The sequence below is a fragment of the Paraburkholderia ginsengiterrae genome (assembly GCF_001645125.1).
GTDB classification, from domain to species: Bacteria; Pseudomonadota; Gammaproteobacteria; order Burkholderiales; family Burkholderiaceae; genus Paraburkholderia; species Paraburkholderia ginsengiterrae.
Map to the genome: position 1 here is coordinate 107,956 of NZ_LXKA01000187.1, position 23,521 is coordinate 131,476.

At 65.2% G+C, this 23,521-nt stretch carries 20 protein-coding genes; 12 read left to right on the top strand and 8 right to left on the bottom strand.

Annotated elements, in window-relative coordinates; genetic code table 11:
• Positions 1–44: 44 nt before the first annotated feature.
• Positions 45–962, bottom strand: a complete 918-nt coding sequence (locus A6V37_RS14790) for a LysR family transcriptional regulator (protein WP_064268350.1) — start codon at positions 960–962, stop codon at positions 45–47.
• Positions 963–1,096: 134 nt separating this feature from the next.
• On the opposite strand from A6V37_RS14790, the gene A6V37_RS14795 reads away from it, so the two are divergent.
• From A6V37_RS14795 to A6V37_RS14835, 9 genes are all read left to right on the top strand, one after another.
• Positions 1,097–2,479 carry a YbfB/YjiJ family MFS transporter gene (locus A6V37_RS14795; protein WP_064286092.1) on the top strand — a complete coding sequence of 461 codons (1,383 nt, stop codon included), beginning with the start codon at positions 1,097–1,099 and terminating at the stop codon, positions 2,477–2,479.
• 122 nt (positions 2,480–2,601) lie between these two features.
• Positions 2,602–3,633 carry a threonine aldolase family protein gene (locus A6V37_RS14800; protein WP_064286093.1) on the top strand — a complete coding sequence of 344 codons (1,032 nt, stop codon included), beginning with the start codon at positions 2,602–2,604 and terminating at the stop codon, positions 3,631–3,633.
• Positions 3,634–3,685: 52 nt separating this feature from the next.
• Positions 3,686–4,216, top strand: coding sequence for an NUDIX domain-containing protein (locus tag A6V37_RS14805; protein ID WP_064268344.1), 531 nt, complete (start codon positions 3,686–3,688; stop codon positions 4,214–4,216).
• A 23-nt stretch (positions 4,217–4,239) separates the two neighbouring features.
• Positions 4,240–4,698, top strand: a complete 459-nt coding sequence (locus A6V37_RS14810; protein ID WP_064286094.1) for an acyl-CoA thioesterase — start codon at positions 4,240–4,242, stop codon at positions 4,696–4,698.
• 4 nt (positions 4,699–4,702) lie between these two features.
• Entirely contained in the window at positions 4,703–5,641 is a 939-nt protein-coding gene (locus A6V37_RS14815) for a branched-chain amino acid ABC transporter permease (RefSeq protein WP_064268340.1), read from the top strand.
• Positions 5,634–6,917, top strand: a complete 1,284-nt coding sequence (locus A6V37_RS14820) for a branched-chain amino acid ABC transporter permease (protein WP_064286095.1) — start codon at positions 5,634–5,636, stop codon at positions 6,915–6,917. The genes A6V37_RS14815 and A6V37_RS14820 overlap by 8 nt, the downstream gene beginning before the upstream one ends.
• Complete coding sequence (locus A6V37_RS14825; RefSeq protein WP_064286096.1) at positions 6,914–7,666, top strand: ABC transporter ATP-binding protein; 753 nt, start codon at positions 6,914–6,916, stop codon at positions 7,664–7,666. Before A6V37_RS14820 ends, A6V37_RS14825 begins: the two co-directional genes overlap by 4 nt.
• Positions 7,663–8,379 (top strand): ABC transporter ATP-binding protein, encoded by a 717-nt coding sequence (locus A6V37_RS14830; protein WP_064268334.1) that lies wholly within the window; start codon positions 7,663–7,665, stop codon positions 8,377–8,379. Before A6V37_RS14825 ends, A6V37_RS14830 begins: the two co-directional genes overlap by 4 nt.
• Positions 8,380–8,766: 387 nt before the next feature.
• Positions 8,767–11,058: a hypothetical protein gene (locus A6V37_RS14835; protein ID WP_064268332.1), complete on the top strand. Its 2,292-nt coding sequence runs from the start codon at positions 8,767–8,769 to the stop codon at positions 11,056–11,058.
• A 56-nt stretch (positions 11,059–11,114) separates the two neighbouring features.
• On the opposite strand, the gene iolB is transcribed toward A6V37_RS14835, so the two are convergent.
• From iolB to A6V37_RS14870, 7 genes are all read right to left on the bottom strand, one after another.
• Positions 11,115–11,915, bottom strand: coding sequence for a 5-deoxy-glucuronate isomerase (iolB, locus tag A6V37_RS14840; RefSeq protein WP_064268331.1), 801 nt, complete (start codon positions 11,913–11,915; stop codon positions 11,115–11,117).
• Positions 11,912–12,838: a myo-inosose-2 dehydratase gene (gene iolE, locus A6V37_RS14845; RefSeq protein ID WP_064268330.1), complete on the bottom strand. Its 927-nt coding sequence runs from the start codon at positions 12,836–12,838 to the stop codon at positions 11,912–11,914. The genes iolB and iolE overlap by 4 nt, the downstream gene beginning before the upstream one ends.
• Before the next feature lie 10 nt (positions 12,839–12,848).
• The gene (iolD, locus tag A6V37_RS14850) at positions 12,849–14,822 is read right to left on the bottom strand and encodes a 3D-(3,5/4)-trihydroxycyclohexane-1,2-dione acylhydrolase (decyclizing) (protein ID WP_064286097.1); all 1,974 of its coding nucleotides are present in this window, start codon (positions 14,820–14,822) and stop codon (positions 12,849–12,851) included.
• A complete protein-coding gene (locus A6V37_RS14855; RefSeq protein ID WP_064286098.1) occupies positions 14,819–16,858 on the bottom strand; it encodes a bifunctional 5-dehydro-2-deoxygluconokinase/5-dehydro-2-deoxyphosphogluconate aldolase in 2,040 nt (679 codons plus the stop codon). Before A6V37_RS14855 ends, iolD begins: the two co-directional genes overlap by 4 nt.
• Positions 16,859–16,923: 65 nt before the next feature.
• Positions 16,924–17,730 carry an ATP-binding cassette domain-containing protein gene (locus tag A6V37_RS14860; RefSeq protein ID WP_064268327.1) on the bottom strand — a complete coding sequence of 269 codons (807 nt, stop codon included), beginning with the start codon at positions 17,728–17,730 and terminating at the stop codon, positions 16,924–16,926.
• Positions 17,731–17,746: 16 nt separating this feature from the next.
• Entirely contained in the window at positions 17,747–18,928 is a 1,182-nt protein-coding gene (locus A6V37_RS14865) for an ABC transporter permease (protein WP_064268326.1), read from the bottom strand.
• Positions 18,929–19,123: 195 nt separating this feature from the next.
• Positions 19,124–20,170 (bottom strand): sugar ABC transporter substrate-binding protein, encoded by a 1,047-nt coding sequence (locus A6V37_RS14870; protein WP_064268325.1) that lies wholly within the window; start codon positions 20,168–20,170, stop codon positions 19,124–19,126.
• A gap of 276 nt (positions 20,171–20,446) precedes the next feature.
• Between A6V37_RS14870 and A6V37_RS14875 the strand changes: the two genes are divergently transcribed.
• The 3 genes from A6V37_RS14875 to A6V37_RS14885 are packed head-to-tail and all read left to right on the top strand — an operon-like array spanning position 20,447 to position 23,371.
• Positions 20,447–21,328 (top strand): MurR/RpiR family transcriptional regulator, encoded by an 882-nt coding sequence (locus tag A6V37_RS14875; protein WP_064268324.1) that lies wholly within the window; start codon positions 20,447–20,449, stop codon positions 21,326–21,328.
• The gene (iolG, locus tag A6V37_RS14880) at positions 21,321–22,340 is read left to right on the top strand and encodes an inositol 2-dehydrogenase (protein WP_064286099.1); all 1,020 of its coding nucleotides are present in this window, start codon (positions 21,321–21,323) and stop codon (positions 22,338–22,340) included. The genes A6V37_RS14875 and iolG overlap by 8 nt, the downstream gene beginning before the upstream one ends.
• Positions 22,337–23,371, top strand: coding sequence for a Gfo/Idh/MocA family oxidoreductase (locus A6V37_RS14885; RefSeq protein ID WP_064268322.1), 1,035 nt, complete (start codon positions 22,337–22,339; stop codon positions 23,369–23,371). Before iolG ends, A6V37_RS14885 begins: the two co-directional genes overlap by 4 nt.
• The last annotated feature ends 150 nt before the right edge of the window (positions 23,372–23,521 follow it).

A 23,521-nucleotide genomic window follows, 5' to 3' on the forward strand; every position in this document is an offset into this window, starting at 1 on the left:
GCACGCCTCGCGTGGTCTCTCACCACGTCCCGCAGTCGAAAAAATCAGGCAACAGTCTGCGCGTGGGTTGCCGCCTCGCGCGAACTTTTCGCGTCCTCTCCCTTCAGCAGCGTTTCTTTCAGCGCATTGAGCGCGGACGAAAAATGCCCGCGTCGCCAGACGAGCAGCGTGTCGATCACGCCGATATCGGGTAGCGCATGCACCGTGATATTGCTGGCATCGGCTTGCAACTCAAGCACGGACCGCGGCGCCACCGCCACACCCGCTCCAGCGGCTACGCATGCCACGATCGCGTGATAGGAGCCGAGCTCCAGCACCCGGGCCGGCCTCACGCCGTGCTCCAGATACCATTTCTCGATATAAGCCCGGTACGCGCAGCCGCGCTCGAACGCAACCAGGGTCGAGAGCGCGATATCGCTCACTTCGTGGATCGGCCGATGCCCGCGCGGCGTCAGCATCACCAGTTCTTCCCTGAACACCGGCACTGACTCGAACAAATCGCCTAACGCTGCCGGATCCAGCGGCGTCGCTACCAGAGCGGCATCCACTTCGAATTCGCGCACCCGCTCGATGAGCTTGCCGGTCGTGCCGGTTTCGAGTTCCAGCGCGACCGCCGGCCACTGCTGGTGATAGTGCGCGAGCAGGCCGGGAAGACGCGTTGCCGCGACACTTTCCATCGTGCCCAGCCGCAGGCGCCCACTCGGCCGATCCTCGCGCACCGCGTGACGCGCCTCGTCAGCGAGGGCAAGCAAACGCTCCGCGTAGGGCAGCAGTGTCTCGCCGGCCGGTGTCAGCACGAGACGGCGGCCGTCGCGGATAAACAGCTCGGTGCCCAGTTGCTCCTCAAGTTGCTTGATACGCGTGGTGACGTTCGATTGCACGCGATTGAGCTTGGCAGCCGCACGCGTGACGCCGTTTTCCCGGACGACGGCGCGAAAAATGGTCAAGGCGGCCAGATCCATCATTCTCTCCTGGCGATTAACGATATCTAAATTATTCATTTTTCGTGATGAAAAGGTCAAGCTAATATGGATTGAAGTCACCGGCTTTCGCGACCCGCCGGCCACCATCGTCAGTCATCTACCGCCGCCCGCTCATGACGAATCTCGCCTCCACCACCACGCCCGGCGCCTTTGCCGAACGTCACGCCGCCCGGCGCGCGGCGCTTGCCTGCATGATCACGCTGGCGGTCGCGCTCGGTATCGGGCGTTTTGCTTTCACGCCGCTTCTGCCGCTCATGCTTCACGGCGGCGCGCTCGGGCAGCCGCAAATCGACATCCAGCACGGCGGCTGGCTCGCGTCGTTCAACTACGCGGGGTACTTCGTCGGCGCGGTCACGTGCGCGGCGCTGCGGGTCGGTCCGGCGCGCATGGTGCGCCTCGGCCTTGTTACGACGGTGTTGCTGACGCTGGCGATGGGCGTCACGAGCCAGTTCTGGGTGTGGGCGCTGGTGCGCTTCATCGCCGGCGCGATCAGTGCGTGGACTTTCGTGTTTGCGTCCCAGTGGGGTTTGCGGCGGCTTGCCGAACTCGGCGCGCACGGCTGGAGCGGGGTGATTTACACGGGGCCCGGTGTCGGTATTGTGGGAACCGGCTTGCTGGTTAGCGTGGCGGGTGGATATGGCGGGGCTACGTTGGGGTGGCTGGGTTTCGGGCTGATTGCCGCGGTGCTGTCGATCGTGGTGTGGCCAGTGTTTGGCGCGCCGTTCGGCGCGCGCGCGGTCAATGTCGATCGGGCCAGTGTTCGTCCCACGAGCCAACGCCCGCCCGCCGATCGATCCACCGGCAGTGAACGCGCGGCGAGCGAACGTGGTGCGGCAGGCCAATTCGACACAGCCAATAACACCGCCGCCCATTCCGCCCCTGCCCAACGCCCGGCAGCAACCCGGCCGGCCTCCCACCGCGCCGACGCCTTCTGGCTTGTCGTGCTCTACGGCATTCCCGGTTTCGGCTACATCATCACGGCGACCTTCCTGCCGGTGATCGCGCGCCACGCGCTGCCGGGCTCGTCGTGGCCGGACCTTTTCTGGCCGATGTTCGGCGCGGCGCTGATCGTGGGCGCGTTGCTGGCGGCGCGTCTGCCGGGGCACTGGGACAATCGCGAGCTGCTTGCCGCCTGCTATGTGCTGCAGGCCTGCGGGATCGCGCTCGGTATCGTCTGGCCGACGGCGGGCGGCTTCTCGCTCGGCAGCATCCTGATCGGCCTGCCGTTCACCGCGATCACCCTGTTCGCAATGCGCGAAGCACGGCGTCTGCATGGCGACGACGCCGCCGGACTGATGGGGTACTCGACGGCGGCCTACGGCGTCGGTCAGATCGTTGGTCCGCTGGTTGCTGCGCCGATCGCCGCGCAAACGGGGTCGTTCTCGCCGGCGTTGTGGCTGGCGGCGGGCGCATTACTGCTGGGCGCCGCCGCGCTGACCGCGGTTGCGCGCCGGCCGCGCGGGCGCGGCCGCATGCCTGATTGCGGCTGCGATTGAGCGGGTGCTGTCGCCGGCGTATCCGGCGACATGAGAGCCGGGAAACAAATATCCGGATGGCGCACTAAAATGACCGCTTTCCCGTCATCCCAGCGCGCCTGTCACGAGGCGCGCCGCCCGCCATGCAACATTTCGCGTCCGACAACTATGCCGGCATCTGTCCCGAAGCGCTCGAGGCATTGATCGCCGCCAACCAGAGCGGCCACGAACCGGCCTACGGCGACGATTCCTGGACCAACCAGGTGTGCGACCGTCTGCGCGAACTGTTTCAGACCGACTGCGAAGTGTTCTTTGTGTTCAACGGCACGGCCGCCAATTCACTGGCGCTGGCGTCGCTGTGCCAGTCGTATCACTCGGTGATCTGCCATGAACTCGCACACATCGAGACCGACGAATGCGGCGGCCCGGAGTTTTTCTCAGGCGGCTCCAAGCTGCTGACCGCGCCGGGCGTCAGCGGCAAACTCACGCCGGATGCGATCGAAGCGGTCGTCACCCGCCGCGCCGACATCCATTACCCCAAGCCCAAAGTCGTCACGCTGACGCAATCGACGGAAGTCGGCACCGTCTACAGCGTCGAGGAAGTGCGGGCGATCGCGGCGATCGCCAAACGGCGCCATCTGAAAGTGCATATGGACGGCGCGCGTTTCGCCAACGCCGTCGCCGCGCTGGACGTGCACCCATCGGAGATCACGTGGCGCGCGGGTGTCGACGTGCTGTGTTTCGGCGGCACCAAGAACGGCTTGCCGGTTGGCGAAGCGGTCGTGTTCTTCGACCGCGCGCTCGCCGACGATTTTGCCTACCGCCTGAAGCAGGCCGGCCAGTTGGCTTCGAAGATGCGGTTCATCTCCGCGCCGTGGCTAGGCCTGCTCGACAACGACGTGTGGCTGCGCAACGCGCGTCATGCGAATGCCATGGCGGACCTGCTGCAAACGCGGTTGCAGGAAATCCCGGGCGTGAGCATCATGTTCCCCCGGGAATCGAATGCGGTCTTCGCGCAATTGCCCGCGCAAGCCGCCAAGGCCATGCGCGCGCGCGGCTGGAAATTCTACGAGTTCATCGGCGCGGGCGGCTGCCGGCTGATGTGCGCATGGGATACGCAGCCGGAGACGGTCGAGCGCTTCGCCGCGGAAGTGCGTGAACTTTGCGCGGCGTGAGTTCGTGTTGAGCCTTCCATCACACACAAGATAAAAGAGACGTCGCCTTGCCATGAGTGAATACCGATTTTGTCCGCGCTGCTCCACGCCTCTGGTCGAGCGCGCCGACGCTGAACATGAAGGCGGCCGCGTCCGCCAGAGCTGTCCCGATACCGAGTGCGGCTACGTGCACTGGAACAATCCGCTGCCGGTGGTGGCGGCCATCGTCGAGTACGAAGGCAAGATTCTGCTGGCGCGCAACGCCGCCTGGCCGGAGGGCATGTTCGCGCTGATCACCGGCTTCCTCGAAAACGGCGAGACGCCGGAAGAGGGCATTGCCCGCGAAGTGCGCGAAGAAACCTCGCTTCACACGGAGACGGTCGAGTTGATCGGCGTGTACGAATTCATCCGCAAGAACGAGCTGATCATCGCGTATCACGTGAAGGCGTACGGCACGGTGGCGCTCTCGCCGGAGCTGCTCGAATACCGGCTGATCGAGCCGGCCAAGCTGCGCCCGTGGCGCGCGGGCACCGGTCAGGCGCTCGGCGAGTGGATGCGGCGGCGCGGTCTGCCGTTCGAATTCGTCGAGAAGCCTGGACAATGAGCAGGGCAGTGAACGGAGCGACGATGAACAAACCCGCCCTCGCCGCGCGCGCCGCCTATCCGCATTTCCTGCCGATCACCACGCGCTGGATGGACAACGACGTCTACGGCCATGTGAACAACGTCGTCTATTACAGCTACTTCGACACCGTGGTGAACGAGTATCTGATTCGCGCCGGTGTGCTCGATTTCGAGCAGGGCGCCACGATCGGTCTCGTGGTCGAGACGCATTGCAACTACTTCGCGCCGCTGGTGTTCCCGGAGCGGGTCGAAGCGGGGCTGCGGGTGGAGCGGCTCGGCACATCGAGCGTGCGCTACGAAGTGGGGCTCTTCAAGGAAGGCGACGATCTGGCCGCCGCCCAGGGACACTTCGTGCATGTGTATGTGGATCGCGTCACGCGGCGTCCGGTGACCCTGCCCGCCGCATTGCGTGCGGCGCTCGAACCGTTGAGTGCCGCCGGTCCGGCGGCCCAGGTGGAATAGCCGCGTGCAGTCATTCGTCATCAATTTGCTGAACGGCGTCAGTTATGGCCTGCTGCTGTTCATGCTGTCGGCGGGCCTGACGCTGATTTTCAGCATGCTCGGCGTGCTGAATTTCGCGCACGCGAGCTTCTATATGCTTGGCGCGTACGTCGGGTTTTCGGTGGCGGCGCACGCGGGGTTCTGGAGCGCGCTGGTGATCGCACCGTTGATCGTCGGTCTGATCGGCGCAGCGCTGGAGCGTTGGCTGTTGCGCCGTGTCCGCGTGCACGGCCATCTCGCCGAGTTGCTGGTGACCTTCGGCGCGGCGTATCTGCTCGCCGAACTCGTCAAGCTCGGCTGGGGTTTGAGCCCGCTGTCCGCGACCGTGCCGGCTGTGCTCGACGGGCCGCTCTTCACCCTCTACGGCGCGGCGTTCGCGCGCTACCGGGCCTTCATGATGGTGGTGTCGCTCGCCATGCTGGCCGTCCTCTACGCGGTGTTGCGCGTGTCGAAAGCGGGGCTGATCGTGCGCGCCGCGCTCACGCACGCAAGCGCGGTTGAAGCACTCGGCCACAACGTGCCGCGCGTGTTCACCGGCGTGTTCGCGGCTGGCACGGCGCTCGCCGCGCTGGCCGGCGTGATCGGCGCGCCGCTCTTCGTGATCGAGCCGGCCATGGCGGAGTCGCTCGGCTCGATTGTGTTCGTGGTGGTGGTGATTGGAGGATTGGGCTCGTTGAGCGGGGCGTTGGCGGCGTCGCTGCTGGTCGGCTGCGTGCAGACGCTGGCGGTGGCGAGCGACGTCTCGCTGGGCGACGTGCTGTCGCTCGCCGGGGCATCGGTGCCGCCCGCTTGGGACGCGCTGACGCTCGCGCAACTCGCTCCGCTGATTCCCTATTTGCTGCTGGTCGGGATGCTGGCGCTGCGCCCGCGCGGCCTGTTCGGACGGCGCGACGATCATGCGTGAGCTGCGTGAATCATCGGCGCAGTCGGCGTCGTCCGTAACGCGCGCAAACTGGCGCGTGCTCGCGCCGTGGCTCGCGCTCATTCTGTTTCTCGCCGTGCCGCCCTTTATCTGGCCGCAAAGCTGGCTGCTCGCCTATCTCGCACAAACCGCAGCGATGATCGTGTTCGCGCTGTCCTACAACCTGCTGCTCGGTGAAACGGGTTTGCTGTCGTTCGGTCATGCCGCTTATTCCGGGCTCGGCGCGTTGATCGCCGCGCACGTGTTCAACGGACTCGGCGTGTCGCTCGTGCTACTGCCGCTGATCGGCGGAATCGGCGGCGCGCTGTGCGGCGTGCTGCTGGGTTTCATTTCGACGCGGCGCGCCGGCACCGCCTTCGCGATGATCACGCTCGGTCTCGGCGAACTTGTGGCGGCAGCGGCGTGGACGCTGCCCGACTGGTTCGGCGGGGAGGCGGGCGTGGCGATCGACCGCGCGAGCGGAGCGCTGCTGGGAAGCTGGAGCTTCGGCCCGGCGCGCGAAGCCTACGCGCTGATCGCGCTGTGGTGCGTGCTGGCGTGTGTGGCGATGTACGCGCTGTCGCGCACGCCGTTCATGCGCCTCGCCAACGCCGTGCGCGATAACCCGGCGCGGGCGGCGGCGATCGGCTGCTATCCGCGTCGCGTCCGCTATGGCGTGGTGGTGATGTCGGCGTTCTTTGCGGGGATCGCGGGGACGTTGGGGCTCATCAACGTCGAACTGGTCTCCACCGAAAGCGTCGGCATGATGCGCTCGGGCGCGGTGCTGATTGCCACGGTGATCGGCGGCACGGCGACGTTCTTCGGACCGGTTGCGGGCGCGGTGGTCCTGACGTTTTTCAGCGTTGCCGTGGCGAGCGTCACGCGGGCCTGGCCGTTCTATCTGGGTCTCTTCTTCATCGCGGTGGTGGCGATGTCGCCGGATGGGCTGGCGGGGTTCGTGCAGCGTCATGTGGCGCGCCTCGCCGCGCACGGCTGGCGAAGCTGCCGCGCGGTCTATCTGTGGACCACTGCCGCCGCGCTGCTGTGGACGGCGGCCGTCGTACTCGCGGTGCAATGGGCTTACGCCGCGCAATTCGGCGCGGACGACGGCGCGTCGGTGAACGTGGTCGCGGGCGTGCCGTCGTGGATGGGCGCGTCCTCCGTCCGGCTCGGCAGCGCGCTCCTCGTGCTGATTGTGCTGGGCGGACTTGCGGCGCGTAACGCGATGCGCGCGAATGCCAACGCAAACGCCACGCCGAACGCAGGAGACACGCGATGATCCCCGCGCTGGCGCTGTACGGCATCGAAAAACGCTTCGGCGCCACGCAGGTGCTGCGCGGTGTCGATCTCGCGATCCAACCCGGCGAGCGCCACGCGCTGATCGGTCCGAACGGCGCGGGCAAGTCGACGCTCTTCAATCTGATCGCCGGCGGCGCGCGGCCGAACGCGGGCCGCATCCACCTGTTCGGCGCGGACATCACGCGCCTCGCGCCGGCGGCGATCACGCGACGCGGCCTCGCGCGCAGCTTCCAGAGCACCAGCATGTTTGCGCGGCTCTCCGTATACGACAATCTGCGCTGTGCGGCGATGCTGGCGGAGCGTGACCGCACGCGCTGGTGGCAGCGTTTCAGCGGCTCGCGGACGGTGGACGCGCGTGCCGCTCAAGTGCTCGATTCAGTCGGCCTGAGCGCGCGCCGCGACATTCCCGCTGGCACGCTCAGCTATGCCGAACAACGGGCGCTCGATCTCGGCATCGCGCTCGCGGGCGGCGCGCATACCTTGTTGCTCGACGAGCCGACCGCCGGCATGAACCGCGCGGAAGCGGCGCGCGCCATCGAACTGATTCGCGAGACGACGGCGGGCCGCACGCTGCTGATGGTCGAGCACGATATGGAAGCGGTCTTCGCCATCGCGGATCACATTTCGGTGCTGGTCCAGGGACGCGTCATCGCGAGCGGCACGCCGTCGGCGATTCGCGCGAATGCGGCGGTGCGCGCGGCGTATCTCGGCGAAGGATTCGGCACATGAGCGCCTTGCTCGAGATTCGCGGGCTGAACGCGTGGTACGGCGCGAGCCAGGTGCTGCACGGCGTCGCGCTGCGCATCGAGGCCGGTGAAGTGCTGGCGCTGGTGGGCCGCAACGGCTCGGGCCGCTCGACGCTCGCGCGCGCCATCATGGGGCTCGTGCGCAGTGAAGGCGAGTTGCATTTTGCCGGCCGCGCGCTCGCCGGCTTGCGCACCTTCGAAATCGCCCGTCTCGGGCTCGGCTACGTGCCCGAGCATCGCGACGTGTTTCCGGCGCTGAGCGTCCATGAGAATCTGCTGCTCGGGCTTGCGCCGCAGGCTCGCGGGCGCCGCGCGCCGCGCTTCACGCTCGACGACGCCTACACGCTTTTCCCCGTGCTGCGCGAACGCAAGCGCACGCGCGCTGGCGCGCTGTCGGGCGGCGAGCAGCAGATGCTGACGCTCGCCAGGGCGCTGCTCGGCGATCCCGATCTGCTGATCATCGACGAACCCGGCGAGGGCCTTGCACGTCTCGTGATGGAGCAGGTCGCCGGGTGTCTGCGGACATTGCGCGATCGGGGCGTGGCAATGCTGCTGATCGAACAGCGCCTCGTGATCGCGCAGGATATCGCGAGCCGCGTTGCCGTGATGGGGCACGGCGAGATCGTGTTCGATGGTGCGCTCGACTCGTTTCTACAGCGTACCGACGTGATGCAGGAATGGCTCGGCGTAGGCTGAGCGTCCGGCGTGTTGCGGTTTTTATTGCAGCGCCACACGCCGGTTGACGACTGGTTTGCTCTCCTGCCGAACGATTCGCGCCTTGGGTGACGCTTGGGTGCGGTGTGCCGCGCGCGGATCGCTCCCATCCTGCCGTTTGAATTTCATTTGCCGATGCGCCGCGCACGCCCAACCCATACGGCTTTCCACTGACCCGCGACAGCGATTCAAACGCTTGATCGTTTGGTGAGCGCCCTCCATAAAACTTGTCGGCAGCGCGCCGACAAATCAACACAATCTGGTCAAAGGCGCGCAACGCAGGCCGGCCGTTTAAAGCCTGTGTAGACGCGGCGAACGATGCCGTGCCCGGCGCGCGAAAGACGCGCTGCGGCCTCAGGAGGAGACATCATGGAACAGAGTCGCGCATTGGGTGAAGGGCCGGCGCACGACCGGCCGGCGGCGCCTTCGTGCAACAGGCGAGCCGCCGGCGCACGGTACGCTCGCGCATGGTCATCGCGTATCGGCGTGGGCACCGTGCTGCTGACGGCCGCGCTGCTGATGTCCGCATGCGCCGATGCAAGCTCGACGGCGACCGACGCTACGCACATCGCAGCAGGCACAGCGGCTACCGCCGGCGCCGGGCAACCGGCATCTTCCGCACAGCCCGCGCTCGAACTCGCCAAACTCAAACAACTGGCCGCCGAACAAAGCGTCGCCGCACGTGTGCCATCGGCGAGCGGCATGACCGAAAAGCGCACCCGTCCGCTGACGCTGCGCGATTCCGGCATCGACGGTTCGATGATGTTCGCGCGCGACGTCGACTTTCGCGTGACCGGCGACATCGGCTTCATGATTCAGGACATGGCGGCGACGCTGAGCCCGGCGCACCCGGGGCAGCCGATCGTATTCGACGATCCGACCAACGTGACGATCAACGTCCACCGTGGCCAGGTCACGATGGACAGCGCGAAACTCACGGCGATCTTCAACCGTTACCTGTTCCAGTATCAGGGCTCGCCGCTGCGCAATATGCGCGTGGTGCCGCTGGATAGCGGCAGCCTGCGCATTACCGGCGAGATGCATCGCGAGACATGGGTGCCAATCACGCTGACGGGTTCGCTCTCGATGCGCAGTGCCGACGAACTCGTGTTTCATGCCGATCACGTCGAAGTGGCCGGCGTCGGCGCAGATAAGCTGATGCAGGCCGCGCACGTGAAAATGGCCGACCTGCTGAAGGTCGATACGCCAATTGCGCGCCTCGATGGCGACGACGTGGTCATGCAAGTCACCAAACTGACGCCGCCGCCCGCATTGCGCATGAGCATCACGCAGATCGAGACGAGCGCCGCGGGCGTGCGCTTCACGCTCGACGACCGCACCGTGCCGATCATCGTCTGGCCCGCGACGATGCCCGCGCGTGGCCTGCTGATCCAGGGCGGCGACGTGAAATTCATGCGCTCGATGCCGATGAATATCGACATGGCGATCGTGCCCGTCGACGCCAGCGCGTCGTTCGTGCTGGATCTGTACCACTACCGGGAGCAGTTGGCGGCCGGTTATCTCACCTTCGAAGAAACGGGCGCGCTCGACGTGCACATGCCGTCGTATCCGACGCTAGCCAACGCCGCGAGAGACACGACGGCGCAAATGGGCAGCGCGAACGCGCGCTATAACGACAGCATCATCCATGCGCAACAGGCGGCGCTCGCGCAGGCGCGTCTCGTGTGGCAGCACATGCCGCACACGTCGAGCACCGCGTCGGCGGCGCGCGCGATTCCGGTCGGCACGCGCGCGGCGTTTTCCGCGTCCGCCATGTCGATGCCCGGCGCCGCGCCCGCCGACGAGCGTCATTCCTCCGGCCCCGCGCCGTTGATTCATGTCGAGAACGTCGATTTCTATGTGGCAGGGCGCATCGGTTTTCACGTGCGCTCGCTGGATGCGCAGATGGTGCCGAAGAAGCCGGGGCAACCGGTCGATCTGGACGATCCCGATCAGTACGATATCCACATCATCGGCGGCGAAGTGATAGAGCCGTGGCCGGCGATGGCCGCATTGTTCAACGACTATTTGCTCGACTACGCACCGCGCTCCCTCGACGACCTGCAGTTGAAACCCGTGGACGGCAAGCTGGAAGTGACGGGCGGCATCAAGCTGTGGAATCACTTCCCCGGCGTGTGGCTGCCGACCACCATGAGCGGCACGATCGTCGCGAAGGATGAGCGGCATCTCGTGTATGAGCCGACATCGGTGAAAGTGCTGGGCGTGCCGCAAGCCGGCTTGCTGCGCGCGCTGGATATTCCGCTTGCCTCGCTGACGCCGTTCACGCGCAAGGGCGTGGCGCTCATGGGCAATGAACTGGTCTTCGATCAGTACACGGTGTTTCCGCCGCCGGTTCTGCAAGGACGTCTCGCGAGCGCGACCGTGACCGATGAAGGCCTCGTGCTGAAGTTCAAGCGCGACGGCAATCTCGTCGCCGCCAGACCGCCCGCAGGCGTGAGCAAAAGTTTCGTGTGGATCGAGTCCGGCGACGTGAAGATGTTCAACTCGCTGGTGACGAACACGAGAACGCTCATCAAGGACAGCTCGAACCCCGGCGTGATGAAGTTCGACCTTTACGGCTATCGCCGGGATGTGTCGAAGGGAACGGTGAGGATGGGCGAGGACGGTGGGCTGGATGTCGATCTGGCTGCGAGGAAATAGCATGACCGCTTTGCCCTGCACGGCGTTTTGCCGAAGCGCCGTGCAGAACCGCAACGTCAGGCATCCTTATTGATGATCCATTCATGCGCCGGATCGTTGCGGAAATGCCAGGCCCGCTGCCCGCCGGCCATGACGTTCAGATAGTACGAGTCATAGCCGTAAGGCACGACTACGGGGTGATACCCACGCGGCACCATCACCACGTCATGGTTCTCGACAGCCATCGATTCGTCGATGTCGCGCAGGTCCGTGTACACGCGCTGAAACGCGAACCCTTGCGGCGGATCGAGCCGGTGATAGTAAGTCTCTTCGAGTGAACTCTCGTGCGGGACGTTGTCGGTGTCGTGCTTATGCGGCGGATAGCTGGACGCGTGTCCGCCCGGCGTCCTGACTTCCACCACCAGCAGCGACTCCGCGGGCTCGGTCTGTGGAAGAATATCGCATACGTATCGCGTATTCAGCGACTTGCCGCGCGTGGAACGCTTCATCGAAGCAGGTTCGATCAGCCTCGCCGGATACTTGCCTTCGGCGGGCGCGCTTGCCACGCCGATCTCGGCATCGCGGCACGCGCGAACGGTGGTCCGCACGCCCGGCGGCAGATAGACCGCGAACGGCGCGGCGTCTTCGAACACGCTGTCGCGCGAACCTAGCGAACGCCAGGTGGTGCCCGCCGTTTCAACATCCACCGCACCCGTGAGCACGACGATGCACACCTCGCGCGACGGTTCGAACACATGCACGACGTCGCTCGCAGCCAGCCGGTAGGCGGCAAATCCCACATACCGCCAGCACGCCGACTCCGGCGTGACCCGCGCGATCGTCTGGCCTTCGCGCTGCGCCTTGACCAATAGACTCATGCTGCCTCCTGCGCCGCTCTTTCAGCGGCGTCGAGCGGCGCGTCGACCAGCGCCCGCAAGGTCTGGAAACCTTTCTGCGCATACTCGAACGACGGCGCCACCACCGGGTCCTGTTCCGCTTCGACCACCAGCCAGCCGCGATAGCCGTGGCGCTTCAGGCGCGCGATGATCGCCGGGAAGTTCACCGCGCCGTCGCCCGGCACTGTGAAGGCGCCCGCGATCACCGCGTCGAGAAAACTCCAGTTGCGATTGCGCGCCAGTTTCATCACGGCGGGGCGCACGTCCTTGCAATGCACGTGGCAGACGCGCCCGATATGCCGGTCGAGCACCGCGAGCGGATCGCCGCCGGCGAACGTGATGTGCCCCGCGTCGAACAGCAGGCCAACGGCGTCGCTCGTGCGCGACATGAGTTGATCGACGTCAGCCGGGGTCTCGACATACGCCCCCATGTGATGATGATAGGCGAGCCGCACGCCACGGCTCTGGGTAAAACGCGCGAACTCGTCGACGCGTGCGGCATATGCGGCCCACTGCGCGTCGCTGAAAAAACGCGGCCGTTGATAGAGCGGCTGCGGCGCGCCCTGAATCGAATCGGCGACCTCGCCGTAGACCATCACAGTCGCGCCGTTTTGCGCGAGCAGGTCGAGATGCGGGCCGACCGCGGCGATTTCCTCTGCCACGCTGCGCCGCGCGAGACGCCCGGAATACCAGCCGGACACCAGCGCGAGATCGTATTGCGCGAGCAGCGCCTTCAGCGCTTGCGGTTCGCGCGGAAACTTGTTACCGAGTTCGAAGCCTTGGTAGCCGATCTGACGACCCTCCGTCAACGCGACTTCGAGTGGCGTCTCGCCGCCGAGCGAAGGCAGATCGTCGTTCATCCACGATAACGGGTTGATGCCGATACGTACGTCGAAAGCAGTCATGCGGGCGTCCTCATGCGTTGTCGGTGGGGCCGGCGGGATCGGCCAGGCTGTCCGGCTCCGCGCGAGCCGCGAGTTGCGCGTCGTATTTGGCGCGTGCCGCGCGCACGCTCGCGCGCGTGGAGACTTCGGGAACCGCGACTTCCCACCACCAACCGCCTTCGTCGGTGGTGCGGGCAGGGTCCGTGTCGATGCTGATGACGTACGTGCGTTCCGCCGCGCGGGCGCGTTGCAGCGCGGCTTCGAGTTCGGCGAGATTCGCCGCATGTTCGGCCTGTGCGCCGAGCGCGCGCGCGTGCGCCGCGAAATCGATCTGCGGCGCCCCGAGCGGCCCTTGCATGCAATCCGCCAGCAGATTGTTGAACGGCGCGCCGCCGCAGGCCTGCTGCAAGCGGTTGATGCAGCCATAGCCGCGATTGTCGAGCACCACGACGATCAGCTTCGCGCCGAGCATGACCGAGGTCGCGATTTCGCTGTTCATCATCAGATAGCTGCCGTCGCCGACCATCACGATCACGTCGCGAGCGGGCCGCGCGAGCTTCACGCCAAGCCCGCCGGCAATCTCGTAGCCCATGCACGAATAGCCGTATTCGACGTGGTACGCGCCCGGCTGGCCGGCGCGCCACAGCTTGTGCAATTCGGCGGGCAGCGTGCCGGCCGCGCACACCACGATGTCGTGGGTCGGCGAATTGGCGCACGAGCGCTGCACCGCGCCGATCACGTCGCCCTCGTAAGGCAGCACGGCATCGCGTTGCGGCGCGTGCGTGAGCGTGTGCACCGTCTCGCGCCAGCCCGCCGCGAGCTTGTGCGCGCGCGCGGTCCATGCGCGCTCCGCGTGCCAGCCTTGCAGCGGTTCGGCGAGCGCTTCGAGCGCAAGACGCGCGTCCGCTTCGACCACTTGCCCACGGTGCTTCAGACCGTCGAAGGCATTGGCGTTGATGGCGACCACATCGGCTTGCGTGAACAAGGTGTTCGAACCGGTGGTGAAATCCTGCAGGCGGGTGCCGACGGCCAGCACGCAATCGGCGTCGTGAGCCAATGCGTTCGCGGCGGGCGAGCCGGTGACCCCCAGCGCGCCCGCGTTCAGCGGATCGTTCCACGCGAGCGAGCCTTTGCCGGCCTGGGTTTCCGCCACCGGAATACCGTGAGCGGCTGCGAAGCGCTGCAAGGCATCGGCCGCGCGGCCGTAGAGCACGCCGCCGCCCGCGACGATCAACGGACGCCTGGCTTCGCGCAGTCGGGTGCAGGCCGCCTCGATCTCGTCGGCGCGCGGCGCGGGCGCATAAAACGTGACGACGCGCGGCGCGAAGAAGCTGACGGGAAAATCCCAGGCCTGCGCCTGCACGTCCTGCGGCAACGCGAGTGTGACGGGGCCGCACAAGGCGGCATCGGTGAGCACGCGCAGCGCGCGCGGCAGGGCGTTGAGCAATTGCGCCGGATGCACGATGCGGTCGAAGTAGCGCGATACCGGTTTGAGTGCGTCGTTGGCCGAGACGCCGCCATCGTGGAAGTCCTCGACCTGCTGCAGGACCGGATCGGGCGCGCGCGACACGAAGATGTCGCCGGGCAGCAGCAGCACCGGCAGACGGTTCACGTGCGCGAGTGCCGCCGCGGTCACGAGATTGGTGGCGCCCGGTCCGATCGACGTGGTGACCGCCATCATGCGGCGGCGCATATGTGCCTTTGCGTAGGCAATCGCGCTGTGCGCCATGGCCTGTTCGTTATGCGCGCGCACGGTGGGCAGTTCTTCGCGATGCTGATACAGCGCTTCGCCGAGGCCTGCCACGTTGCCGTGGCCGAAAATGGCGAACACGCCGCCGAAGAGCGGTTCGGTACCCTGGCCGTCCTCGGTCGTCACGCGTTGCGCCGCGAGATAGCGGACCAGCGCCTGGGCGGCCGTCAGGCGAATGGTGCCGCCCGGCGTCGCGCGGGCCAGGCTGGCGTCGTTGGCCGAGGCCGCGTCGTGATGCAATACGCGCTGGTTCATGCAGCCTTCTCCTGATGAACATGATCCGGCGCGGCGTGTGGCGCGGCTGTCGTGCCGCGTGCCGCGCGCCAACCGGCGATCAGCATTTCGAAGGTGTGGCGCACGCGCGCAATCAGCTCGTCGTCGCCGATTTCGCCTGCGAGCCACGCATGGCTCGGCTCGTGGAAGATCGTGCGGCCCACCGTGAAGCCGCGGCACGTGGCCGATTGCGCCGCCGCGCGAAAGCCTTCGTTCAACTGCTCGACGCCCGCCGACAAACCGAGCAGGACCACGCCGCGGCAGTAGGGATCGCGCTCGGCGATCAGCGCGTCGACGGCTTGCCATTGGGCGGCGTCCATCGGTTCGAGCTTCCACCACTCCGGATAGATGCCGATGTTGTACAGGCGCTTCAGCGCGCGATACACGATGTCCGGCGTCTGCGGCAAATTCGCATGCTTGGGCGGAATCACTTCGAGCAGCAATTCATGGCCGCTCGCCTGCGTCGCGTCGTAGAGCGCCCGCAACTGGGCTTCCTGTTCGAGACGCTGCTCGACGGGTTCGTCGGGATGGAACTGCACGAGGCACTTGGCAACATGCTCCTGCGGCCACGGGATCAGCGTCGTGCCGATCGAGCGGCCATGATCGAACACAAGGGGCACTGAGCCGGGCAGCTCGACCGGCCGGCCGATCCACCAGCCGCGGCCGGTGGCGGCGTTGAGCGCGTCCTGACCATAGCGGTCGTCGATCAGTACGCCGATGCAACCTTGCAGACCCAGCGCGCGCTCGGTCTGTGCGACCGCTTCGACGAACAGGCCCTTCAGGCGCGCGATACGCGCCTCGTCGGCGCCGGTCTGCTGGGCGAGCTCGAAGAACTGGTTGCGATGGTCGAAGGCGAAGCCGAGTACTTCGTCCCATTGCTTGCGGGCCGGCGAGACCCGATGCAGGCGCGCGAGCGTCGCGTCGCGATCGGGGCGGCGCATACGCTGCGGATCGGCTTTGGCCTCGCGCAGGAAATAGTCGAGTTCGGCGGGCGTCGGCATGGCTGGCGCGCAGCCGTGCCGCGAGACGACCAGCGCGCCGCTCGCATTCGCGGCGCGCGCACAGGCTTCGAGCGGCTGATCGCGCAGCCATCCGGAGAGAAAGCCCGAGGCGAACGCGTCGCGCGCGCCGAGCACGTTCAGCACTTCGACTTCCACGCCGCCTTGCATCGGCACACTGTCGAGCGAGGCGGGCACTTTGCCGTCGATGATCTGGCAGCCCAGCGGCCCGCGCTTGAGCACCAGCGTGGCGGGGGTGACGGCGCGCACCATGGCGAGCGCCTCGATCAGCTCGGTCTTGCCGCCGGCAATGCGGAATTCCTCTTCGGTGCCGATCACCAGGTCGAACAAGGGCAGAATGCGCTGCAAATGCGCGGTGACGCCCTCGCTCGCCACGAAGCGGGTTTCGCCGTCCGCCTTGCCGGTGAGGCCCCACAACACGGGGCGGTAGTCGATGTCGAGCACGGTGCGCACCTGGTTGCGGCGCGCGTAATCGAGCGCGCGGCGGCTCGTGCGGTTCACCTGTTCGGTGGAAAAATGCGTGCCGGTGATCAGCAGCGCTTTCGACGAGGCGATATAGGCTTCATCGAAATCTGCTTCGTCGACGGCCATGTCCGCACAGTTCTCGCGGTAGAAAATCAGCGGGAACGTGTCGCGGTCTTTCAGGCCGAGCAGCACGAGCGCGGTCAGGCGTTCCGGATCGACGCGCACGTGGCTGACGTCGCAACCTTCCTTGGCGAGCGTCTCCGTCAGAAAGCGGCCCATATGGTCGTTGCCGACGCGCGCCAGCATCGACGAAGCGAGTCCGAGGCGCGCGCAGCCGAACGCGATATTCGCCGACGACCCGCCGAGATACTTGGCGAAGCTCGACACGTCTTCGAGCCGCGCGCCGACCTGCTGAGCGTACAGATCGACGGCGAGGCGGCCGAGGCAGACGATGTCGCGGCTGCGGCCCGGCGCGAAGCGGCTGCCGGCCACGAGCCCGGTTGCGGTTGCGTTGGATGTGCTGGAATGATCCATGAATAATCCTGAGTAGCTGAGCGCGGTTGCAGGGCGCGCAGGCGCCCGCAAGCCGCGCGTATGAATCAGATCGTCGCGCCTTCGAGTTCGCCGATCATCTTCTGCATTTCGGCGCCGCCGGCCATCATGTCGAGCACTTCGTCCTTGCTGATGGTTTCCTTGGTGAACGTGCCGAGCGATTTGCCGCGGTTGAGCACCGTGAACGAATCGCCGATCGGATACGCGTGGTGAACGTTGTGCGTAATGAAAATCACCGAGATGCCTTTGGCGCGCGCCTTGTGAATCAGTTTGAGCACGTTGAAGCTCTGCTTCACGCCGAGCGCGGCGGTCGGTTCGTCGAGAATCAGCACGCGCGCGCCGAAGTGAATCGCCCGCGCAATCGCGAGGCACTGCTTCTCGCCGCCGGACATGGTGCCGATAGGCTGGTGCGGATCGCGCACGTTAATGCCCATTTCAGCGAGCTTGTCGCGCGCTGTGGTGGCGCAGGTGTCGAGATCCATCACGTTCAGGATGCCAAACAGTTTCTTTTGCGGCTCGCGCCCCATGAAGAAGTTGCGTGCCACGGAGAGCAGCGGCACCAGCGCGAGATCCTGATACACGGTGGCGATGCCGAGATCGAGCGCGTCTTTCGGCGATGTGAAGCGCACCGGTTTGCCGTCGACCAGGTAGGTGCCTTCGCTCGGCTGGTACACCCCGGCGAGCGTCTTGATCAGGGTCGATTTGCCTGCGCCGTTGTCGCCGAGCAGGCAATGCACTTCGCCGCGCTTGAGCCTGATCGTGACGTCGTTGAGCGCGATGATGTTGCCGAAATAACGGCTGACGTTCTCGAGCGCCAGGATGTAGTCGCCGGCGGTCTGTTCAGTGGCGGTCATCATGAACTCCTTGTCTTTAGCGGGACGCCGCGACACGGCTGCGCACGTAGTGGTTGAACAGCACGGCGAACAGCAGCATGACGCCAAGGAACACGCGGAACCAGTCCGAATCGACATTGGTGTAGGTGATGCCGATCTGCACGACCCCGAAGATCAGCGCGCCGAAGCAGGCGCCCACCACCGAGCCGTAGCCGCCCGTGAGGAGCGTGCCGCCGATCACCGCGGCAATGATCGCTTCGAATTCCGCCTGCAAACCGCGGTCGGCCGCGGCCGAGCCGATATCGCACACTTGCAGCACCGCGTACAGGCACGAGCAGAACGCGGTCAGCACGAACAGGGAGATTTTCACGCGCCGCACCGGAACCCCGACGTTCTTGGCCGCGTTCGCGTCGCCGCCCACGGCGAAGATCCAGTTGCCAAAGCGGGTTTTCGCGAGAACGAAGGCGCAGACAATGGCCAGCGCGAGCCACCAGAGCAGCACCTTGGGAATGCCAGGCACGAGCGGCACGCCGTTGTCGAGCATTTTCACGAGACCCATGTGGCCCAGCCAGAGGAACAGGTCCCTGAACGCGACGCCCTGGAAGAGCGTGTGCGCGAGCCAGTCCTGCTTCGCGACGTCGCCGACGCCGGAGATGATCGTGCGATCGGCGAACATCACCGAGAGCGCCAGCGTGAGACCGCGCAGAATGAACAGGAAGGCGAGCGTGACGATGAACGACGGCAGCCGCGTGCGCATCACGAGATAGCCGTTGAATGCGCCGAGCAGCATCGAACCGGCGAACGCGAACACGATGGCGAGCCAGATCGGCCAGTGGAAATACATGGTGGGCAGCGCGACCATCATGCCGGCAAAGCCGATCATCGAGCCGATCGACAGATCGAATTCGCCCGCGATCATCAGCACGCAGGCGCCGACCGAGATCAGGCCCAGATAGGCCGCGACCTGCGACCAGTTCATGATGCCGTCGAGATTGAACATCCCCGAGTTGCCGGCGCTCACGCCGAACACGATGAACACCATCGCGGTGCCGGCCAGCGCGGCGAACTCCGGGCGATTGAGCAGATGCCGGAACCACGACTCCTGGCGCACGCGCTCATCGGCGGCGGAAGACGTGGCCGCAGCCTGGCCCAACGGATCCTTCGGGTCGGAAGGGGGCTGCTTGCGTGGATGGGGATGAAACAGGTTGGCGACACCCATTGAAGCTCTCCTTGATACGCCGGCGGGCGACTGTTCGATGGAAACCCGTGGGGCGTTTGAGACAAGTTTGCTACACGTCGAGACTGCACGCACAACATGGCGAACGGGCGAGCGCCGGCTGGACCAGATCGATCTGGCCGGCCCCCGGTCAGTTCATGCTTGCCGCCGTGGTGGCGGCGTGAGGCGATGCGTTGCCTAGCGGTATTGCCCCGCGTACTTCAGAACCTTGTCGACATTGGCCTTGGTGATGAAGCCCGGACCCGAGCCGATATTGCGCGGCCCGTAGGAGGGGGCGAGGCCGTAGGTGGCGAGGCGTGCCTTGAACTTCGGATTGGCTTCCAGAGCCTGGCGGATCTTCACCGGGTCGGTGGTCTTGTCCTTCTTCACGATCGCCAGCACGGCCACCGGGATATAGCCCTGCAAGTACGGCTGCTGGTCGATCGCGAACTGGATCGTGCCGTCCTGGATGCCCTTGGCGATGTCGCTGTCGAAGTCGAACGTGGCGAACCAGATCTTGCCCGCAAGACCCATTTGCTGCAGCGTCTTGATCGTCGGATCAGCCGACAGCGGACCGAGCGCGAGCACTGCCTGGGTGTCCGGATGATTGCGCAGATAAGCGCCCACTTTCGACTGCACGCCGGTCGGATCCTGGCCCGCGTCGAGTGTCGAGGCCTTGAAGTCGACGCCGATCGCATCGGCAAAGCCACGGCAGCGTTCGAACGAAGCCGGGTTGGTCGCGTAGTGGTTCACGCACAGGAACGACTTGATGCCGGCGGCCTTGGCCTTTTCACCGGCCGCTTTGCCCGCGGCGTATTCAGGCTGCCCGACGTGCATGATCGCGCCGAGCTGCGCGCTTTGCTCTTCGGTGCCGGAATTGATCGTGACGAGCGGAATGTGCTTCTGGGTGACCTTGGCGATCGAGTTCTTCAGCACGTCGAAGTCGGCAATCGAGACGATCACGCCGTCGTAGTTGCGCGCGGCGGCCTGTTCGACCAGGCGCGCCATGTCGGCGATGTCGCCGTTCGGCGGGTTGCGATAGTCGGTCTCGACGTTGAAGTCCTCGTCGGCCTGTTTGATGGCGTTCTTGATGGTGTTCCACCACGAGTCCGAATCCGGCGCGTGGCTGATCAGCACGAAGTGAGCGTCGGCCGCGCGCGCCGCCGAGGCCGCGCCGAATCCCGTCGCCAACGTCAATGCCGTCACCAGAATCCTGAGCGTAGCCTTGCCCTTGCAAAGTCTCATTGTCTCCACCTTTCTCGGTATGTCGTTCTTGAAGGGAGCGCGTGGCGGGCGGCTTTCCATCCACATACAGCCGAGGCGAATCCACCGAAGCACCATCGCTCACGACCAAGATTAGGTCATCTTCGAAGGTGTTGCAATGAAAATTTCATGAAAAATAAAAATGGAAAATACGTTCCATTTGAAGGGGTGCCTGCCTATAATCGGCAGCGTCAGGACACTGTGCGGGGGCCGTTGAAAGCGGCTGCCGCACTGCAATAGAGCTACTGAGAGAGAGCCATGGCGGAAGAGAGCACCGAGGACTTGCCGAGCGTCGAAGAATTGATGCAACGCATCGCGGAAAACTACGAGACGTTGCCGCGTCAGTTGAAGAACGTCGCGAGCTATATCGAGCAGCACCGCTCGAGCGTGATGGTGGATCGCACCAGCGACATCGCCACGAGTTGCGGTGTGCATCCGTCCGCCGTGGTGCGGTTTGCGCAGCGTTTCGGCTTTTCCGGTTTTTCCGATCTGCAGGCGGTATTCCGGCAGGCGTACACGGGGCAGGGCAGTTCGTCGCCGAGCTATCAGCAGCGGATTCGCAAGCTGATCGACGAGAAACCGGGCGCGCTGTCCGGCGGCTCGGTGGCGCGCGAATTCATTGCGGCCTCGCGCGGCGGCCTGGAGGAACTCGAAGCGGGGCTCGACGACCAGCAGTTCGACGCCGCCGTGAACATGCTGCAGCAGGCCGACAACATCTATGTGATCGGCGTGCGGCGCTCGTTCCCGGTGGCGAGCTACATCGTCTACGCGCTGCAGCACACGCCCAAGCGCGTGCATCTGGTGTCCGGTTTCGGCGGCATGTATCGCGAACAGATTCGCAGCGTGAAGAAGGGCGACGTGGTGATCGCGATCAGCTTCGCGCCCTATGGCAAGGAAACCCAGTATTGCCTGCGCGTCGCGCACCATCATCAGGCCAAGACACTCGTTATTACGGATAGCCAACTATCTCCGCTCGCGCGCTATGCCACCACGCAACTGTATGTAAAAGAGGGCAGTGCGTTCGCGTTCCGCTCGCTAACCAGCACGATCTGTTTGTGCCAGGCGTTGTTCATCGCGCTCGCGTACAAGCTCGAATTGAACGTTGAAGAATCCAAAGACACTGGAGGATACGATGACTGACGCGGTAAGAACGATCGACGTGGCGGTATTCGGCGCGGGGCGCATCGGCAAGATACACGCGGCGAATCTTGCGCGGCAGCCGGGCGTGCGGCTCAAGTACGTGGTCGACGTGAATCGCGCGGCCGCCGCCGCGCTCGCCGCCGAGCATGGCGCGCAGGTCATGGATATCGACGGCGCGATGGGCGATGCCTCGATTGGCGCCACCGTGATCTGTTCGAGCACGGATACGCACGCGGATCTGATCATGCAATCCGCCGCGCAGAAGAAACATGTGTTCTGCGAGAAGCCCGTGGATCTGACGCTGGAACGCGCGCGGGCTTGCGCGACAGCGGTCGAGCGTGCGGGCGTGGTGTGCATGATCGGTTTTCAGCGCCGCTTCGACCCCACGTTCTCGGCGCTGAAGGCGCGGCTCGATGCGGGCGAAATCGGCACGCCTGAAATGCTGGTGGTGACGAGCCGCGATCCGGGCGCGCCGCCGGTCGACTACATCCGGCATTCGGGCGGCATTTTCAAGGACATGCTGATTCACGACTTCGACATCTTCCGCTGGATTCTCGATGACGAAGCCGACACGTTGCACGCCACCGGCAGTTGCCTGAGCGATCCGGCGATTGCTGAGGCGGGCGATATCGATTCGACCGCGGTGACGATCCGCACGAAGCGCGGCCGCCTGTGCCAGATCAACACCGCGCGCCGCGCCGCGTACGGTTATGACCAGCGTTTCGAAGTGCTTGGCAGCGCCGGCATGCTGCAGGCGGGTAACGTGCGGCCCACGGAGGTCACGGCGTATTCGAAGACCGAAGTGTCGAGCGACGTGCCCGAGGCGTTTTTCCTCGAACGTTACCGGGCTGCTTACGCGCAGGAAATCGCGCATTTCTTCGACGCGGTCACGCACGGCAAGCCGGTTCGCACCACCGTGGCGGACGGCCTGAAAGCGCTCGAACTTGCCGACGCCGCGACACGTTCGTGGCGCGAGGGCCGCGCAATCAAACTCGGCGAGGATGCACGATGAGCGCGGCGACCGGGCGGCTTCGCATGGGGATAGTCGGCTTGGGGCGTCTCGGCAAGCGGCATGCCGGGAATCTGGCGTATCGCGTGCCGGGCGCGGCTCTCGTGGCTGCTTGCAGTCCGGTGGAGGAGGAGCGGGCGTGGGCGCGTGAAGCCTTGCCCGCAACGCGTCTTTACGACGATTATGCGGACCTGCTTGCCGATCGCGAGGTGGATGCGGTGTGGCTGGTCACGCCGTCGTCGTTGCACGCGCAGCAAATTGTCGACGCGTTGCACGCCGGCAAGCATGTGTTTTGCGAGAAGCCTTTGTCGCTGGATCTCGCGGAGTGCGAGCGGGTGTTGGCCGAGGCTGCGCGATATCCGCATTTGCAGGCCACGATTGGTTTTATGCGGCGTTTTGATCCGAGCTATCGGGATGCGTTCGAGAAGATTGAAGCGGGGAAGATTGGGCGGCCGTTTCTTGTGCGCTCGCAGACTACTGACCAAAACGATACCGATGGTTTCTTTGTGCGTTTTGCGGCGAGTTCAGGTGGTATTTTTCTCGACTGCACGGTGCACGATATCGACGTGGCGCGCTGGCTGCTTGGAAAACCGCGGGCGAAACGTGTATTTGCGGCGGGTGCTGCTGTGCTGCATGACGGGTTGCGGGAATTTGGGGATGTCGATAATGGGGTTGCTATCTGCGAGTTCGAGGGTGGCAAGCTGGCCATGTTTTATGCGTCGCGGACGCAGGCACATGGGAATGATACGCATAGCGAAGTGATTGGCACCTCCGGTGCGCTTGTTGTTGGCCGGAATCCGCGTTTGAATCGTGTTGAGATTTATGATGCCACCGGGGTTCGCAATGAGTGCACGCCGAGTTTTTTTGATCGGTTCGAAGAGGCGTTTTTGTTTGAGGCGCAGGCGTTTGTAGCGGCGGTGCTTAGTGGTGGTAGTGCGCCTGCCGGCGCGTCGCTTGCCGATGCGGTGGAGGCTACGAGGATTGGGGCGGCGATGCGGGAGTCTTTGTTAGAGGGGGAGGCTGTGGTGTTGTAGCGGGCTCTTTAAAGCGAGAACCCGGGCCTGTCATAAATTTTGTGTTCAAGGCATAACATGTAGCTCAAGGAGCATGTATGCCACGCAAACCCAAAGCGGCGCCCAAGGCCCAGACGGCCTTGCCGTCCATTCCGAAGGAACTGATCGACC